This is a genomic window from Streptomyces pyxinae (assembly GCF_024756275.1).
In the GTDB taxonomy this organism is placed as follows: Bacteria; Actinomycetota; Actinomycetes; order Streptomycetales; family Streptomycetaceae; genus Streptomyces; species Streptomyces pyxinae.
Window position 1 is genome coordinate 134607 of record NZ_JANUGQ010000011.1, and the last position, 16298, is coordinate 150904.

General features: G+C 75.8%; 14 protein-coding genes. 4 read left to right on the forward strand and 10 right to left on the reverse strand.

Translation table 11 applies throughout. The features are described 5' to 3' along the window. Positions 1 to 155 precede the first annotated feature (155 nt). Positions 156 to 638 (reverse strand): Lrp/AsnC family transcriptional regulator, encoded by a 483-nt coding sequence (locus tag NX801_RS15020; RefSeq protein WP_258788208.1) that lies wholly within the window; start codon positions 636 to 638, stop codon positions 156 to 158. A gap of 403 nt (positions 639 to 1041) precedes the next feature. Here NX801_RS15020 and NX801_RS15025 point away from each other — a divergent pair, with 403 nt between their 5' ends. Next, the gene (locus NX801_RS15025) at positions 1042 to 2556 is read left to right on the forward strand and encodes an FUSC family protein (protein WP_258788209.1); all 1515 of its coding nucleotides are present in this window, start codon (positions 1042 to 1044) and stop codon (positions 2554 to 2556) included. A gap of 711 nt (positions 2557 to 3267) precedes the next feature. After that, a complete protein-coding gene (locus NX801_RS15030) occupies positions 3268 to 4290 on the forward strand; it encodes a lactonase family protein (protein WP_258788210.1) in 1023 nt (340 codons plus the stop codon). Between the two features lie 227 nt (positions 4291 to 4517). Here the strand turns inward: NX801_RS15030 and NX801_RS15035 are convergent, their stop codons facing one another. From NX801_RS15035 to NX801_RS15055, 5 genes are all read right to left on the reverse strand, one after another. Next, complete coding sequence (locus NX801_RS15035; protein ID WP_258788211.1) at positions 4518 to 5492, reverse strand: sirohydrochlorin chelatase; 975 nt, start codon at positions 5490 to 5492, stop codon at positions 4518 to 4520. A gap of 272 nt (positions 5493 to 5764) precedes the next feature. Continuing rightward, positions 5765 to 6808: a BadF/BadG/BcrA/BcrD ATPase family protein gene (locus NX801_RS15040; RefSeq protein ID WP_258788212.1), complete on the reverse strand. Its 1044-nt coding sequence runs from the start codon at positions 6806 to 6808 to the stop codon at positions 5765 to 5767. After that, complete coding sequence (locus NX801_RS15045; RefSeq protein ID WP_258788213.1) at positions 6805 to 7482, reverse strand: uracil-DNA glycosylase; 678 nt, start codon at positions 7480 to 7482, stop codon at positions 6805 to 6807. The genes NX801_RS15040 and NX801_RS15045 overlap by 4 nt, the downstream gene beginning before the upstream one ends. A 164-nt stretch (positions 7483 to 7646) precedes the next feature. Next, entirely contained in the window at positions 7647 to 8744 is a 1098-nt protein-coding gene (locus NX801_RS15050; RefSeq protein ID WP_258788214.1) for a WD40/YVTN/BNR-like repeat-containing protein, read from the reverse strand. 237 nt (positions 8745 to 8981) lie between these two features. Next, entirely contained in the window at positions 8982 to 10058 is a 1077-nt protein-coding gene (locus NX801_RS15055; RefSeq protein WP_258788215.1) for an NADH:flavin oxidoreductase/NADH oxidase, read from the reverse strand. A 269-nt stretch (positions 10059 to 10327) separates the two neighbouring features. Here NX801_RS15055 and NX801_RS15060 point away from each other — a divergent pair, with 269 nt between their 5' ends. Further along, complete coding sequence (locus NX801_RS15060) at positions 10328 to 10684, forward strand: ArsR/SmtB family transcription factor (protein WP_258788216.1); 357 nt, start codon at positions 10328 to 10330, stop codon at positions 10682 to 10684. 117 nt (positions 10685 to 10801) lie between these two features. On the opposite strand, the gene NX801_RS15065 is transcribed toward NX801_RS15060, so the two are convergent. Then, positions 10802 to 11470: a DUF305 domain-containing protein gene (locus tag NX801_RS15065; protein ID WP_258788285.1), complete on the reverse strand. Its 669-nt coding sequence runs from the start codon at positions 11468 to 11470 to the stop codon at positions 10802 to 10804. A 277-nt stretch (positions 11471 to 11747) separates the two neighbouring features. Here NX801_RS15065 and NX801_RS15070 point away from each other — a divergent pair, with 277 nt between their 5' ends. Continuing rightward, positions 11748 to 13250 (forward strand): LVIVD repeat-containing protein, encoded by a 1503-nt coding sequence (locus NX801_RS15070; RefSeq protein ID WP_258788217.1) that lies wholly within the window; start codon positions 11748 to 11750, stop codon positions 13248 to 13250. A 39-nt stretch (positions 13251 to 13289) separates the two neighbouring features. Here NX801_RS15070 and NX801_RS15075 read toward each other — a convergent pair whose 3' ends face one another. From NX801_RS15075 to NX801_RS15085, 3 genes are all read right to left on the reverse strand, one after another. Then, complete coding sequence (locus NX801_RS15075) at positions 13290 to 13973, reverse strand: TetR/AcrR family transcriptional regulator (RefSeq protein ID WP_258788218.1); 684 nt, start codon at positions 13971 to 13973, stop codon at positions 13290 to 13292. Positions 13974 to 14153: 180 nt separating this feature from the next. Continuing rightward, positions 14154 to 14870 carry a phosphatase PAP2 family protein gene (locus tag NX801_RS15080; protein WP_258788219.1) on the reverse strand — a complete coding sequence of 239 codons (717 nt, stop codon included), beginning with the start codon at positions 14868 to 14870 and terminating at the stop codon, positions 14154 to 14156. Between the two features lie 488 nt (positions 14871 to 15358). Next, a complete protein-coding gene (locus tag NX801_RS15085) occupies positions 15359 to 16291 on the reverse strand; it encodes a M56 family metallopeptidase (RefSeq protein ID WP_258788220.1) in 933 nt (310 codons plus the stop codon). Positions 16292 to 16298 lie beyond the last annotated feature (7 nt).

Here is a 16298-nt window from a genome sequence, read left to right on the forward strand (position 1 = left end):
CGCGCCCCTCACCCACCGCTCCGCCCCGCGCCCCGCACGCCCCCTCCCGGCCGGGTCACCCGGTACGCCACCGGCCCGCGCCGACACCCGGTACGGCGCCGGTACCGAGCCCGGCCCGGCAGCGGTGCGACACCGGCCCCGCCCGGCACGGCTCCTCACCGCCGGGCGGCCGAGGCCCGGCCCACCGCCTCCACCAGGGGCAGCAACCGGTGCGGCACCCGCTCGCGCAGCGCCATCTCGGTCCGGGTCCGCACCACCCCCGGGAGCCGGATCAGCCGCTGGATCACGTCCTCCAGGTGAGCGTTGTCCCGCGCCACCACCCGGGTCAGCAGATCGCCGCCACCGGTGATGGAGAACGCCTCCACGATCTCCGGTACGGCGGCCAGCGCGTCGCCCACCTCGTCCAGATGCCCCTGGGTGACCTCGATGTGCACGAACGCCAGCACCGGGTGGCCCAGCGCGGCCGGTGAGAGCACCGGGCCGGTACCGGTGATCACCCCGTCCCGTTCCAGCCGGTCGAGCCGCGCCTGCAGCGTGCCGCGCGCGATGCCCAGCAGCCGGGCGTACTCCCGGACGCTGGTGCGCGGCTGCTCGATCAGCAGCCGCAGGATGCGGGTGTCCAGTTCGTCCACCGCCATGACCGCTCCCTTTCCGTCCTTCCCCGCCCGGCTCTTGCCCTTCTCCCCGCCGTCCCGCTCGCGGAATGGCCGGTTCGGGTCTCCTCCGGCGCGGCGGGCCCCGGGCGCCCGGAGTGGTCCACTGGCCTCCCGGGGCCACGCAGGCGCATCTCTCCAGTGTGCCATCGGCCCAGCGATCCGGGGCTCACTTGTACCAATGGGGAAGCGGGTGGTGTCATGGGGGTGTCAATGGCGCTGCGGATCCCGTGGCGCCTTTTCCTTTCACGACGCCGCGAAGCGAACGCGGCGGACGCGGCGGACGCGGCGGACGAAGGGACGCGGCGGACGAAGCGAACCCGGTGAACGCGGCGGGCGCAGAAGACGAAGCGAACGCGGAGACAAAGAAGATGGGGCGGTACAAGCGGTGCTGAAGCGGATGTTCGTGGCTCCGGATCCCGGGCGGGTGCGCCTGCGCTTCGCCGTCCGGGCCGTCCTCGGCATCATGGTGGCCGCCGCCGCGAGCGGAATCACCGGCCACTCGCTGGCCGCCGTCATCACCGGCGGGCTCGCCGCGCTGCTCGCCCTCTTCACCGTGGCCGACCCGACCGTACGGGGCCAGGCGGTGACCACCGCGCTGCTTCCCGCCGTCGGGCTGCCGGTGCTGGCGCTGGCCGCCGGGCTGCACGCCCATCCGCTCGCCCGGGACGTGGCCTTCGTCGCGGTCGCGGCCGCCGGGGTGTACGCCCGGCGGTGGGGCGCGCGCGGTCACGCGCTGGGGGTCTTCGGCTTCATGACCTTCTTCGTCGCCCAGTTCCTGCACACCGTGCCCGGCCAGCTGCCGCGCCTCTTCACCTCGGTGCTGCTCGCCCTGGCGGCCGCGGCGGCGGTCCGGTTCGGTGTCTGGTGCTACGAGCGCCGGCTGCCGCCGCCGCTGGTGCCGGTGCTGCCGGGCGGGCGGGGGCTGGCCCGGACGACCACCCGGCAGGCCGCGCAGGTCGCGGTGGCGGGCGCGGTCGCCCTGGGCATCGGCCAGCTGCTCTCCCAGGACCGCTGGTACTGGGCGGTCGGCGCCGCCTGGTGGATCTTCGTCAACACCGCCTCGCGCGGCGAGACCCTGGTACGCGGCTTCCGCCGGGTCGCCGGGACGGTGCTCGGCATCGGCGTGGGCGCGCTGGTCGCCGTACCGCTGGAGGGCGCCGCGCTGCCCACGGCGGTCCTGGTGGCCCTCTGTGTCTTCGGGATCTTCTACACCGCCGCCGTCTCCTACACCTGGATGATGCTGGCCGTCACCGTACTGGTGGGGCTGCTGTACGGGCTGCTCGGCGTGCTGGAGCCGGCCCTGCTGGCGCTGCGGGTGCTGGAGACCGGGGTGGGCGCGCTGGCCGCCGCGCTCGCCGTACTGCTGGTGCTGCCGGTCTCCACTCATGCCACCAATGACGCCTGGATCCAGCGGGCGCTGCACTGTGTGCACCGCTGCACCACCGAGGCCGCCCGCCGGCTGGCCGGCGACCCGGAGGCGGACCCGGCCCCGCTCGCCGCCGAGCTGGAGACACTGCTCGTCCGCGCCCGGCTCTCGGTCGCGCCGCTGGTGCACCCGCTCAGCCCGCTGCGCGCCCGCAAGGCCCGGGCCCGCCGGGTGCTGGCCCTGCTCGACGACTGCGCCCGGGAGGTCCGGGGGCTGGCCGCCGTCGCCGCCGACCCCCAGGCGTCCCACGACGCCCGGCTCGCCGCCGCCTGCCGCCGGGTGGAGGCCGCGGTGCGAGTGCTGGTCGCGCCCGGTGTCCACCCGGCCGCCGCCGAGCCCGAGGCGGAGACCGCCGCCGCCCACCACCCGGGTGCCGAGGCGGCCCTGCGCCATCTGCACGGCCTGGAACGGGTGCTGGCCGATCTGGTGGCGCCGCTGCACACCTCGCCCCGCGCCCCACTGGTCGACGCCTGACCCGCGGGGCCCGCCGCCCCGTCTTGGTCTAGACCTGCTAGCGTCGGCGCCGTATCGGCCGCGGCGGTCGTACGGGCCGGTGGCGTATCGCCTGTCCCTGGTCGGCGGCCGGTCGGCACGGCGGGGGCCGGGCGCCCGGCCCGGCGGGAGAGGGGCGGCACCATGGCACGGCACACCGACGGCGAGCCGGGGGAGCGACGGCACCCCGCACCGGACGCCCGGACCCCGATCACGCCGGGGCCGCGGGACGGGATCGCGCCGGACGCGCAGGATCACGCCGCCCCGGGGTCGCGGAGCCGGACCGCGCCGGGGCCACGGGACGGGATCAGGCCGGACGCATCGGATCAGGCCCTGCCGGGATCACGGTCTCGGACCGTGCCGGGGCCACGGGACGGGGTCGCGCCGGACGCGTCGGATCAGGCCCTGCCGGGGTCGCGGGATCGGTCCGCGCCGGGATTCCGGGCCCCGATCACGCCGGGGCCACGGGACGGGATCGCGCCGGACGCACCGGATCAGGCCGCGCCCGGGTCGCGGGACCGGTCCGCGCCGGGATCACGGTCTCGGAGCGCGCCGGGGCCACGGGGCGGGATCGGGCCGGACGCGTCGGATCAGGCCCTGCCGGGGTCGCGGGATCGGACCGCGCAAGGTTCACCGACCCCGATCGCGCCCGGCGCACAAGCCCGGACGGCGCGGGGCCTGCCGGACCGGACCGTGCCGGGCGCACGGGCCTGGATCGGCTCGTTCACCTCGGCCGGCGGACCCGGCGTCGTGGCGGCCGAGGTGGACCCGGCGACCGGCACCCTCACCCCGACCGGCGCCTCGCACGCGGTGCCCGACCCCTCCTATCTGGCCCTCGGCCCGGACGGCACGGTGCTGTACGCCGTCTCCGAGACGGCGGACGGCGCGGTCGCCGCCTTCGACGTCTCCGGACCCGCCCCGTGCCCGCTCGCCCCGCCCCGGCCCGTCCAGGGCGCCGCACCCACCCATCTGGCGCTCGCCCACGGCCATCTGCTCACCGCCCACTACACTTCGGGCGGCGTCAGCACCCTGCTGATCACGGCCGACGGCACCCCGGGGCCGGTCTCCGGGCTGCTGCGCCACCGGGGCAGCGGCCCCGACCCCGAGCGGCAGACCGGCCCGCACGCCCATCAGGTGGTCGCCGCCCCCGGCGGGCTGCTGCTGCTCAGCACCGACCTCGGCACCGACTCCGTACGGATCGCCGCTCTGGACCCCGCCGCCGGAGGGCTGCGCCCGCACGGTGAGACCCGGCTGCGCGCCGGCACCGGCCCCCGGCATCTCGCCTTCCATCCGGACGGCCGCCATGTCTATGTCCTCTGCGAGCTGACCCCGGTCCTGGTGGTCTGCGGCTGGGACGCCGCGGCCGGCACCCTCGAACCGCTCGCGGAGCTGCCGCTGCCGGGCGCCGGGGGCTATCCCTCCGCGCTGGTGGCGTCCCCGGACGGGCGGTTCCTCTGGGCCGCCGTACGCGGCGACGACACCGTCCATGTCCTGGCGACCGGCCCGGCCCCCGGGGCTCCCCGGCCGGTCGTCTCGGTGCCCAGTGGCGGCCACTGGCCCCGTGACCTCGCACTTCACCCCTCCGGCCGGTGGCTGTACGCCGCCCATGAGCGCTCCGGCGAGGTGACCTGGCTCGCCGTCGACCCGGCGACCGGCATCCCCGAGGCCGCCGGTTCGATCCCCGTCCCGGCCGCCTCCTGCGTGGTCTTCGGCTGACCCGTCGGGCCCGGCGCCCGGCACGCCCGCCCGGCGGGCCGCGCCGTCATGGCGCCGGCCCCGCCCGGGCACGGAGAAGGCCCGCACCGGCCGGTGCGGGCCATTCTCACGCCGTGGACACTGCCCGGGGTCCGTGGGCCCTGCCCGCCGGGGCACAAGGTCACCGCCGCCGTACGGGCCTTCCCGGGGCCTCCCGGGTGTCGCGGTGCCGGCGTACCCGGGGGCGGTCAGCGGACCGGCGCGCCCTGCGGCTGCGGGGTGATGCCCAGCGCGGCGGCGTACTGCGACAGCACCAGCTTGCCGACCGCCGGGTACGCGCCGAGCGGCTCGGCCACCGAGCAGCCCGCCGCCGCGGCCGCCGCCTCCAGGGCACCCTCGGCCAGCTCGGGACCGATCAGATACGGGGCCAGGGCCAGCGCCTGCGAGCCCGAGGCACGCAGCTGCTCCGCCACGGCGGCCACCGAGCCCTCCTCGTCCAGCGCGGCGGCGATCACGGGCACGGCCAGCCGCGCGGCCAGCAGCATGCCGGTGATCCCGGCCGCCTGCACGGCCTCGGCGCCCCCCGCGGTGGCCAGCACGATGCCGTCGGCCGCGCTGGTGACGGTGAAGAGCCGCGCCCGGTCCGCACGGGACAGCCCGGCCTCGGAGAGCCGCACATGCAGCGCCTCGGCCAGCAGCGGGTGCGGGCCCAGTACATCGGTCAGCTCGGCGGTGGCTCCGCTCTCGGCGACGGCCTGCCGTATCCGCCCGGTCAGGGCGCCGTCCGGGCTCGCCAGCAGCGGCACCACCACGGCGTCCGGGCCGCTGGGCGGGGCGACCTCACGGCCGGCGGCGGTGGCGAACTCGTACCGCTCGACCCGCAGCCGGGCCACGCGCGCGAGCACGCGGGGGAGCGCGGGGAACTCGGCGGCGTCACCGGCCCAGCCGACGCCCCCGGCGTCAGCGGCGGGGCTGACATCGCTGTCATGACCGTCCAGATAGCCGATGGCCGCCTCCAGGCCGGGCAGCTCGGAACGGGCGATGCTCACGACCTCCTCGGCCAGGCTCCGCATGGTCGCGGAGGGGGCGCCGGGAACGGCGAGGACGAGTACGGGCGCGCCCTCGGGAGCCGCCACGGGTTCGGGACGGCGGTGCCGCCCGGACTGGCGGGGTCGCGGCATTCGTACTGGCAGGCCCGACGCAGGCCCAGTGGGGGTGCTCATGGCGCCGCATGCTACTGGCTTTGCCCGGTGTGCCGTTCGGCCAGGGGGCCTTCCCGTGACCTCTGTCCCACTTTGCCCGGCGCGCCGGGCCCCGCCGCCCGCCGGTTGTCCGCCCGTCCGGACCGATCCGTCCCGCTGTGGTCGGTTCGCCGTCCTCGTGGAGGATCGTTCCCGGGTGCTCGCCCCCGTGGGCAACCGTCCCCGAACAGCCATCTCCGGGACAACCGTTCCCGGACAACCACCTCCGGAGAACCGACTGCGGGAACTCGCTCTCACTCCCCGAAGACGTCCAGCAGTCCTGCCGAGACCGGCAGTCGGAGCCCGTCCCCGGCGAGCGCCGCCGCCACGGCCAGCGCGCCCGCCAGCGGGTCGCCGGCCGCCGGTACCGTACGGGCGCCGGGCAGTTGTCCGGCCAGCTCCTGGCGCAGCGGTACGAGCAGGGGCTCGCCCAGCTTGAACAGGCCGCCGGTCAGGGCCACTTCGGGCGTCCCGCCGACCGCGGGTCCCGAGGGGCAGACGGCCCCGGCCGCCTCGGCGATCGCCCGTGCCGCCGCCGCCAGGATCCGGCCGGCCACCGGATCGCCGTCGGCGGCGCAGCCGGCCACCTCGGGCGCGAACGAGGCCAGTACGGCGGGCCGGTCGGCGCGTGGATACACCTGCCCCGGCAGCCCGGTGACGGGCCCGAACCGCGCCCGCGCCCGGGCCAGCAGCGCCGCCGAACCACCGCGCCGCCCGTCGTGGGCGCGCAGGGCCGCCTCCAGGCCCGACCGGCCGATCCACGCGCCGCTTCCGCAGTCGCCCAGCAGATGGCCCCAGCCGTCCGCCCGGCGCCAGTCCGTCAGGTCGGTGCCGAGCGCGATCAGGCCGGTGCCCCCGGCCACCACCGCCCCCGGCCGCTGTCCCAGCGCCCCGGCGTACGCGGTCACCGCGTCGGCCGCCAGGGCCAGTCCGCGCACGCCCAGGGCCTCCCGCAGCGCCCCCGGCAGCACGGCCCGCAACTCGTCGCCGAGGGTCGCCATCCCGGCGGCCCCGACAGCCGCCGCCACCGGCGCGTCCGCCCCCGCGACGGCCAGCAACTCCCGCGCGGCGGGCAGCAGTCGAGCCAGCAGCTCACCGGCGTCCATTCCGCCGGTGCCGGTCGGTACCGGCTCCGCCGGCACGCTCCCGAGGACCTCGGAGACGGGCTCGGGGCCGCCGGACCGCCCCGTCCGGGCGAGCGCGACCCGCAGCCCCGAGCCACCGGAGTCGACCCCGAGCACCCAGCCGCCCGCACCGGCCGCCCCGCGGGGCCCGCCCGGGCGGCCGGCTCCGGTCACGGCAGCCGCCAGTCCACCGGCTGCGCGCCCTGCCGTGCCAGCAGATCATTGGTGCGGCTGAACGGCCGGGAGCCGAAGAAACCCCGGTCCGCCGACATGGGGGAGGGGTGCGCCGACTCGACGGCCGGCAGGTCCCCGAGGAGCGGGCGCAGATTGCGGGCGTCCCGGCCCCAGAGCACCGACACCAGCGGCTTGCCCCGGGCCACCAGCGCCCGGATGGCCTGCTCGGTGACCTCCTCCCAGCCCTTGCCCCGGTGGGCGGCGGGCTTCCGGGGCGCGGTGGTCAGTGCCCTGTTCAGCAGCAGGACGCCCTGCTGGGTCCAGGGGGTGAGGTCACCGCTGGACGGACGGGGCAGGCCCAGATCGGAGTTGAGCTCCCGGAAGATGTTCTCCAGACTGCCCGGGAGCGGCCGGACGTCCGGCGCCACCGAGAAGCTGAGACCCACCGCGTGTCCGGGGGTGGGATACGGATCCTGGCCGACGATGAGCACCCGGACGTCCTCGAACGGCTGCTGGAACGCCCGCAGCACATTCGCCCCCGAGGGGAGGTAGGTACGCCCCTGCGCGATCTCCCCCCGGAGGAAGTCGCCCATGGCGGCGATGCGTTCGGCCACCGGCGCGAGGGCCTCGGCCCAGCCCGGCTCGACAATTTCTTTCAACGGTCGTGCTGCCACGGCCGTCACTCTACTGGCGCAGCCGATCACCGCCGTACGTCCCGGGGCATCGCCGTACGCCCGCAGGCGGGAATCGGACGCCGTCCGCCCGGTCCGTACGGCCCCGCCCCGGCACCGCCCCACCCGGGCCGTGATCCGTCGTCGTCCGCCGTTCCCGGCCGCCGTCAGGCGATCACGGCGGCCCGTACGCAGAGCACGTCCGGCAGATGGGAGGCGAGCAGCCGCCAGCTGTCACCGTCGTCGGCGCTGGCGTACAACTCCCCGTTGCGGTTGCCGAAGTAGACCCCGGCCGGGTCGGCGTCGTCGGTGGTGAGGGCGTCCCGCAGCACCGTGCCGTAGTGGTCGCCCTCGGGCAGCCCGGCCGACAGCGCCTCCCAGTGGCCGCCCGCGTCGGTGGTCCGGAAGACCCGGCAGCGGTGTCCGGCGGGCACCCGGTCCGCGTCGGCGGCGATCGGGAACACGTAGGCGACCCCGGCGCGGTGCGGGTGCGCCACCACCGCGAACCCGAAGTCGGAGGGGAGTCCGGTGCCGATGTCGGTCCAGTGGAGCCCGCCGTCGTCGCTGCGGTAGACGCCCCAGTGGTTCTGGAGGTAGAGCCGGTCCGGATCCCCGGCGTCCTGGGCGATCTTGTGGACACACTGCCCGAACGCGGGGTGCGGGTCGGGCAGGAACACCGCCGACACCCCGTCGTTCGACGGCGACCAGCTCGCGCCGCCGTCCCGGGTGCGGAACACTCCGGCGGTCGAGACGGCGACCGTCACCGCGTCCGGGGTGCGGGGGTCGGTCACCACGGTGTGCACCGCCTCGCCACCGCCGCCCGGCACCCACTGGGAGCGCGTGGGATGGTCCCAGAGCGGCCGTACCAGGGCGAAGGTCTGCCCGGCGTCCTCGGAGCGGAACAGCGCGGCGGGCTCGGTGCCGGCGTAGACCACGCCCGGCGCGGCCGGTCCGGCCGGGTGCAGCTGCCAGACCCGCTCCAGCGAGGCGCCGGTGTCCCGGGGGAACCGGACCGGGGGCGCGGCGGGCTCGGTCCAGCTCCGGCCCAGGTCGTCGGAGTGGAAGACCGACGGGCCCCAGTGCGCGCTGTCCCCGCCGGCCAGCAGCCGGGGCACCGGGCGGCGGGTGTCGATCCCGACCGAGTAGATCGCCTGGGCCGGGAAGGCCGGGCCGTCCAGCTCCCAGTCGGCCGGGCCGCCGCCCGCCCGCCGCCGGCCGGTGAAGAGCCCCTTGCGGGTACCCACGGCCAGGAACACCTCGGACATGACCGGCACCTCCCGGACCGACGCCAGTGCCCCGGGGCGACCGAGCACCCCGGCTACCGGCCAGTCTCCTCGCCGGGGGCCGAAGGCGCACCCGGCGGCCCCGGGCCGGAGGCGCGCCCGGCGGTCCCGGAGCGAACGGGCGGCCCAGGAGAGGGCGGGCCCGGAGCGGACGGGCGCGGGCCGGCCGGTGGCGGCGGCCGGTGGCGGACGACCGGCCGGCGCCCGGCCCGGCGGGCGTCAGACCGAGCGGTGGTACTGGTCCGGGACGTGCACCGGGGCGCCCAGCTCCCGCGCCGCCAGCCGGGCCCAGGAGGGATTGCGCAGCAGCTCACGGCCGAGCAGCACCGCGTCCGCCTCGCCGTTGGCCAGGATCTTCTCGGCCTGCGCGGTCTCGGTGATCAGGCCCACGGCGGCCACCGGCAGCCCGGTCTCCGCCCGCACCCGGGCCGCGAACGGCACCTGGTAGCCGGGCTCCACCGGGATGCGCACCCCGGCGGCGTTGCCGCCGGTCGAGACGTCCAGCAGATCGACCCCGCGCTCCTTGAGCAGGGCGGCGAAGCGGACCGTGTCGTCGCCGGTCCAGCCCGCCCGCTCCAGCCAGTCGGTGGCCGAGATGCGGAAGAGCAGCGGCAGTTCCTCGGGCCAGGCGGCACGGACCGCGTCCACCACCTCCAGGGCGAACCGGGTGCGGTTCTCGAAGGAGCCGCCGTACTCGTCGGTGCGGTGGTTGCTGTGCGGGGAGAGGAACTCGCCGATCAGATAGCCGTGGGCGCCGTGCACCTCCACCGCCTCGAAGCCGGCCTCCAGGGCGCGCCGGGCGGCCGCCGCGAACTGGGCGGTGACCTCCGCGATCTTCTCCTTGGTCAGCTCGTCCGGCACCGGGTGGCGCTCGTCGAACGGCACCGGGCTGGGGCCGACCGGCTGCCAGCCGTCCGCGCCGGTGAGCGGGGCGCCGCCGAGCCAGGGGCGGTCGGTGGACGCCTTGCGGCCGGCATGGGCGATCTGGATGCCCGGCACACTGCCCTGGCTCTTGAGGAAGCCGGTGATCCGGCGGTACGCGGCGACCTGGGTGTCGTTCCAGATGCCGAGGTCGAACGGGGAGATCCGGCCCTCCGGCGAGACGGCGGTCGCCTCCAGCAGGATCAGCCCCGTGCCGCCGCTGGCCCGGGCGGCGTAGTGCGCGAAGTGCCAGTCCGTGGGGCTGCCCGCGTCCGGGCCCGTCGCCTCGGCGCTGTACTGGCACATGGGCGCCATCCAGACCCGGTTGGGAATGGTGACGGAACGCAGGGTGTACGGCTCGAACAGGGCGCTCACGGCGGACTCCACTCGGAAGATCGGAAGATCGGAAGATCGGAAGGTGCGCGGAAGGCACGCGGACGGATCGGATGCGGCGGAGGCCGCCGCGTCGGTTTGTACGATAGACCTCGTAGTACGGTGTCTGTCAAACTACGAGGACCATCAAACTACGAAGACCTTCGTACAAGCCGCCCGTACAATGAGAACCGCCCCCGGGCCGCCACCCCGGCACCCGGACCCTCCGGGCTGGAAAGCCCGGCCGCGACCCCCGACCCCGTGGAGCAACCGTGACCACCCCGACCGGCGCGCGTGAACTCGCCCACCCCGCGTACGAGGAGATCCGCCTCGCGGACGTGCTCCACGCGCTCGCCGACCCCATGCGGCTGCGGGTGGTGTGCGGACTGGCCGTGGCCGGTACGGAGGTGAACTGCTCGGCCGTCGAGCTGCCGGTCTCCAAGTCGACCAGCACCCATCACTTCCGGGTGCTGCGGGAGAGCGGGGTCATCCGCCAGAGCTACCGGGGCACCGCCAAGATGAACGAGCTGCGCCGGGACGACCTGGACGCGCTCTTCCCGGGGCTGCTGGACACCGTGCTGGCCGCCGCCCACCGTCAGAAGGCGCGGCTCGGCCCCGACGCCGGCTGACCGGCCCGCCCGCCGGACCGCCCGTCACGGTGGCGGCCCCGCCCCGTGGTCGTACGGCCGTGGGCGCGCCCGGCCGTACGCTTGTACGGCCGCGCGGCCCGTACGGCCGCCCGGCCGTCACATCGCTCGCATCCGGCCGATCTCGGCGGTCTGCTGGGCCAGCACCTCGCCCGCCATCTCCTCCACCTGGACGTTGTTCCCCTGGCCCAGCACCTCCGTGGCCATGGTGATCGCCCCCTGATGGTGCGTGATCATCAGCTTCAGGAACAGCTCGTCGAAGGCGCTGCCCCGGGCGGCGCGCAACCGGGCCAGCTGCGCGGGAGTGGCCATGCCGGGCATGGCGTGGTGGCCGTGGTCCGGCTGCGGCCGGGGGCCGCCGTTGCGCCGCAGCCAGCCCCGCATCGCGCCGATCTCCGGTGCCTGGCCGGCGGCGATCCGGGCCGCCACCTTCTTCACCTGCCGCGACTCCGCCCGCTGCGGGGCGAGCGCGGCCATCTCCAGCGCCTGGCCATGGTGGACGATCATCATCTGGGTGTAGCGGAAATCGGCCCCGTTGGGGGTGTCCGCCGGAACGGCCCTGGCCGCGTCCTCCGGCGAGAGGGTACGGGCCGGCTCGCCCGGTCTGCCCGGCGCCACCACGGAGCCGGTGGCGCCGGAGTCCGCGCCCGGCTTCCCGGTCCCGGTCGCCGGATCCGGCCCACAGGCGCTCAGGAGCAGTACGGCCGCCAGGCCGGCGATGCCGGGCACGGCGGTGGCGGCGCGGGCCGCCCCGGCGAGGCTGCGGATCGACACGGTGTCCTCCCGTGGTGGTCGTTCGGCGGCCGGCGGCCGGCGGGCAGTCGCCGGCCGCCGGCCGCCGCAGAGGGATGCCGGAGCAACTGGCAGAGGGATGTCAGAGGGAATGCCAGGGGTGACAGCTGACCACTCAACACGTCAAGAGCCTTTCTCGGCCGGACAGTTGGGTGACGTCTCTGTTGCCATCTGTTGTTGTGAGCACGCTAAGGAAGATACTGCCGGAGGTCCATGAGCCGTTCAGCCAGAGACGGACATCAGGGAGGAACCAGTGACACCGACACCAACTCCGCCGGGACGGCGCAGACTTGTCGGCGCGGCCGTCGCGGCGGCCGGGCTCCTCGCCGCACTGCTCACGGCCGGACCGGCGGCCGCCGTCCCCGACCCCGGCGACGTCCCGGCGGCCGGCGCCTCCGTGCCGGCCCGGCAGCAGGCGGAGGCCCGGGCGGCCATCGGGAAGGGCGAGATCCCCGGGGTGGACGAGATCGTCCACAGCGCCAACATCACCCCGCTGGCGAATGTGCCGAAGGACGCCCTCCGGGGAACCAACTCCGACCTCGCCTTCCAGGGCGGATACGCCTTCGCGGGCAACTACGACGGCTTCCGGATCTTCGACATCAGCGACCCGCGCAGGCCCAGGACCGTCACCCAGGTGCTCTGCCCCGGCTCGCAGAACGACATCTCGGTCTCCGGCGATCTGCTCTTCCTCTCCACCGACTCCTCGCGCAGTGACGACTCCTGCGCCAGCACCACCCAGCCCGCCACCGAGAAGTCGTCGTGGGAGGGCATGAAGATCTTCGACATCAGCGACATACGCAACCCGAGGTACGTCGCCGCCGTCGAGACCGCCTGCGGTTCGCACACCCACACCCTGGTACCGGAGCGCCGGAACGTCTATGTGTACGTCTCCTCGTACGCGCCCGACGCCGCGTTCCCCGACTGCCAACCGCCGCACGACGGCATCTCGGTCATCAAGGTGCCGCGCAAGGCGCCCGAACGCGCCGCGGTGGTCGGCTTCCCGGTGCTCTTCCCGGGCGAGGGCCCGGACGGCGGCGGCAACCCCGGCGGGCCCGTCAACCCGGGTGTCACCAAGACCACCGGCTGCCACGACATCACCGTCCTGCCCTCCGAGGACCTGGCCGCCGGCGCCTGCATGGGCGACGGCATCCTCTTCTCCCTCAGGGATCCCGAGCACCCCAGGGTGATCGACCGGGTCCAGGACAACGTCAACTTCGCCTTCTGGCACTCCGCCACGTTCAACCAGCGGGCGAACAAGGTCGTCTTCACCGACGAGCTCGGGGGCGGTGGCGGCGCCACCTGCAACCCGGAGACCGGCCCGAACCGGGGCGCCGACGGGATCTACGACATCACGGGCAAGGGCGACCGGCGCAAGCTGGTCTTCCGGAACTATTTCAAGATCGACCGCTATCAGGGCCCCACGGAGAACTGCGTGGCGCACAACGGCTCGCTGATTCCGGTCAGGGGCCGCGACCTGATGGTCCAGGCCTGGTACCAGGGCGGCGTCTCCGTCTGGGAGTTCACCGACTCCCGGCACCCCAGGGAGATCGCGTACTTCGAGCGCGGCCCGCTCAGCACCGACACCAACGCCACCGGCGGCTCCTGGTCGGCGTACTACTACAACGGCCACATCTACTCGAACGACATCGTCAAGGGCCTCGACGTCCTGAGACTGCACGACCGGCGCACCGACCCGGCCGAGCGGGTGCGGATGGACGAGCTGAACGTCCAGACCCAGCCCGACTACTTCGACTAGGACCCCCCTCCAGGACCCCCTTCACTCCCTTCACTCCCTTCACTCCCTTCGTTCCACCAGGACCCCATTGACTCCGCCGGGCGGGGCGCCGTCCGGCGGAGTGCCGTCCGGCGGGCCTCCGTTCGGCGGGGAGCCCAGTTCCCAGTCCAGCCCGTACCGCTGGAACAGCTCGGCCCGCAGCCGGGCCACCGGCATCGGCGCCCCCGGCAGCAGTACGGCGAAGACCGCGCCCATCAGCAACGCCCGCAGCAGCGGGTAATCGGTGTCGGGGCCGCTCCCTCGGGTCTCCGCCCCGTAGCGGGCCACCGTGTCCCGGAGCAGCGCCGCCAGCCGCTGCTGCTCCGGGCACTGGACGAACCCCTCGGCCTGGAGGATGCCCGCCATGTGCGTACGCATCAGCAGCGGACGCTCGGCCGCCAGCCCCAGCACGGCGTCGATGGCCCGCGCCAGCCGCTCCCGGCCGTCCTCCGTCCGGGGCTCCCGCTCCAGGGCGGCCTCCAGGGTGCGGTGCATCAACCGGTGCACCGCGGACTGGAGCAGCTGCCGTTTGCCGGGGAAGTAATACGAGATCAGGCCACGCGCCGAGCCGGCCCGGTCCGCGATGTCCCCGAGCGTCGTCGCGTCGTACCCCCGCTCGCCGACCAGCTCCACCGTCGCCTGAAGCAGCCGCTCACGGGAGCGCCGCCGCAGCTCTTCATTGACCGATGCGCTCCGGGGAGACATGCTTAACTCCTGCGTTGACTGGCTTGCGGCCAATATACTCAGCGCGTCCCCGCTGCGATGCCCGCGCGTGGCTGGCCAGTGGGGCTGAAGGGGGACCGGACGGACCGGGCGACGCGGGGGATCGTCCGGTTCGGACGGCCTCTTCCGGCCAATCTCGCGGACCCCCGCCGCCGGCCCGGCTCAGGTCTCCCGGACGCCCGGCCCGGGCCTTCCGCCCGCCCGGCGCTCGTACCAGGAGATTCCGGCGGCCAGCACCAGCGCGCCGAGCAGCCAGCCGCCGAGCACGTCCGACGGCCAGTGCACGCCCAGATAGAGCCTGGTCAGACCCACCCCCGCCGCCGACAGCGCGGACAGTACCGCCGCCACCCGCCACGCCCGGCTGCCCGGGCCCCGGCCGTGCCGCGCCAGCAGCCACAGCAGCAGCCCGCAGCCGACCACCGCCGTCATGGCGTGCCCGGACGGATAGGCGGCGAAGTGCGCCGTGTCCACCGGATCGGGCCAGTGCGGCCGCTCCCGGCCCACCAGGGCCTTCAGCACCTGCTGCACCACCGCGCCGGCCGCCATCACCCCGGCCGCCCACACCGCGAGCAGCCGCTCGCCCTGCCACCACAGCCAGACCACGGCCCCGGCCACCAGCGCCCGCAGGGTCCACGGGTCCCACACCCAGTCGCTCAGCACCCGGGTGGTCCGGGTCGCCGCCGGATGGCGCACCGCCGAGGTGTGCAGGTCCTCCGCCACCGACCGGTCGAAGGAGATCAGCGGCCCCCACTCGACGGCGACCAGCGCCAGCAGTACGCCGGAGAACAACGCCGGCAGCAGGACGGGCAGCGCGCTCCGCACGGCGGTGGCCCGGGCGGCGGGAGAGTGGGTGGCGGGAGGGTGAACGGGGGAGGGCATACGAGGATCCTCCCCGGTGAACGCCGGTGCAGTCCTGGCCGGGAGCGACCATCCGGAAGCCGCCCGTCCGGAGTACCCGCCGACGGGCTCCGCGCTCCGGGGCCGCCCGTTCCGCAGTGCCCGCCCGACGGCCTTCCGCGCTCCGGGGCCACCTGTCCCGCGTGCCCGCCCGACCACCTCCGGGCCCCGGGGGCCGTTGTGCGGCACCCCGCCGTCCGCCTCCGCGCTCCGGGGCCGTCCGTTCCGCGGTGCCCGGCCTCCCCGGTCCGCCCGGGCGGCCCGGCCCGTACCCCCGCCGTCCGCCCGGGCGGTCCGCCGTACCCCGCCGTCCGCCTCCGGACCCCCGGCCCGGCCGGGCCCCGTATCCGCCATGCGGCCCGGCCCCGGCGCGAGGCGCACCCCCGGGCCGGACGGCACGCGGGTGACCGCGGCCTGCGTCTGCGGGGCGTACAGCCGAGGCGCACCCCCGGGCCCGGACGAGGACCGGCTCAGCCGAGGGTGCCCAGCGCCGGGCCGAAGGTGAGCAGCAGCGGCAGCACCGGCACCAGCGAGGCCACGGCGGTCAGCCGCAGCCGGCGGCCCGCGGTGAGCCGGGGCTCGGCGGTGAGCAGCCGGTCCACCCGCCGGGCCAGGTGGGCCTCGGGGCCCGGGCAGGGGCCGAACACCCCCCGGTCCTCGTTGAGTTCGACCAGAGCCAGCGCGACCGTCAGCCGGCCGAACCGCCGGGACGCCATGTCGTCGGCGGCCAGCTCGACCAGCCGGTGCATCTCGTCCCGGAACGCGGCGAAGACCGGGATCTGCGGAAAGCCCCGCGCCAGGGCGCCCGAGCAGTGCAGCAGCCAGTCGTGCCGGGCCCGGGCGTGGCCCTGCTCATGGGCGAGCACCGCGTCCAGCTGCCGGCCCTTCAGCCGGCGCAGCGCCGCCGTGGTCACCACCAGCCGGGGCGCCGCGCCCGGCAGCCACCAGGCCTCCGGTCGCTCACCCTCCAGCACCAGCGGCTCGGCGCCGGGCCGCTCGCCGGGCAACAGCGGGGCCCGGGTGAGCAGTTCGGCCCGCCGCCGGCGCCGGCCGGCCCGGGCCCCGCGCACCTCGCGGGTGAGCATGGCCACCGTCCACAGCCCGCCGCCGGCCAGGCCCAGCGCGAGCAGCGCCGACCAGGGGCCGTGCGCGGCCAGGGCGTAGGCGTCCACCACGGCGCGCGGCGCGGGTGCGAAGACATGGCCCCGGACGGCCTGCCAGGCGGCGGAGGCGCTCAGCGTCATCGACAGCGCGAAGCTCAGCAGCACCGCTCCCACCACGCACTGCCACACCCACAGCGCCACCACCGGTTCGCGTTCCGGCCAGTCGGCCCGGGCCAGCAGACGCGGGGCGATCGACGCGGCCAGGGCGCCGAAGGCGAGGAGCGCGAGGGAGACGACCATGGGCTCA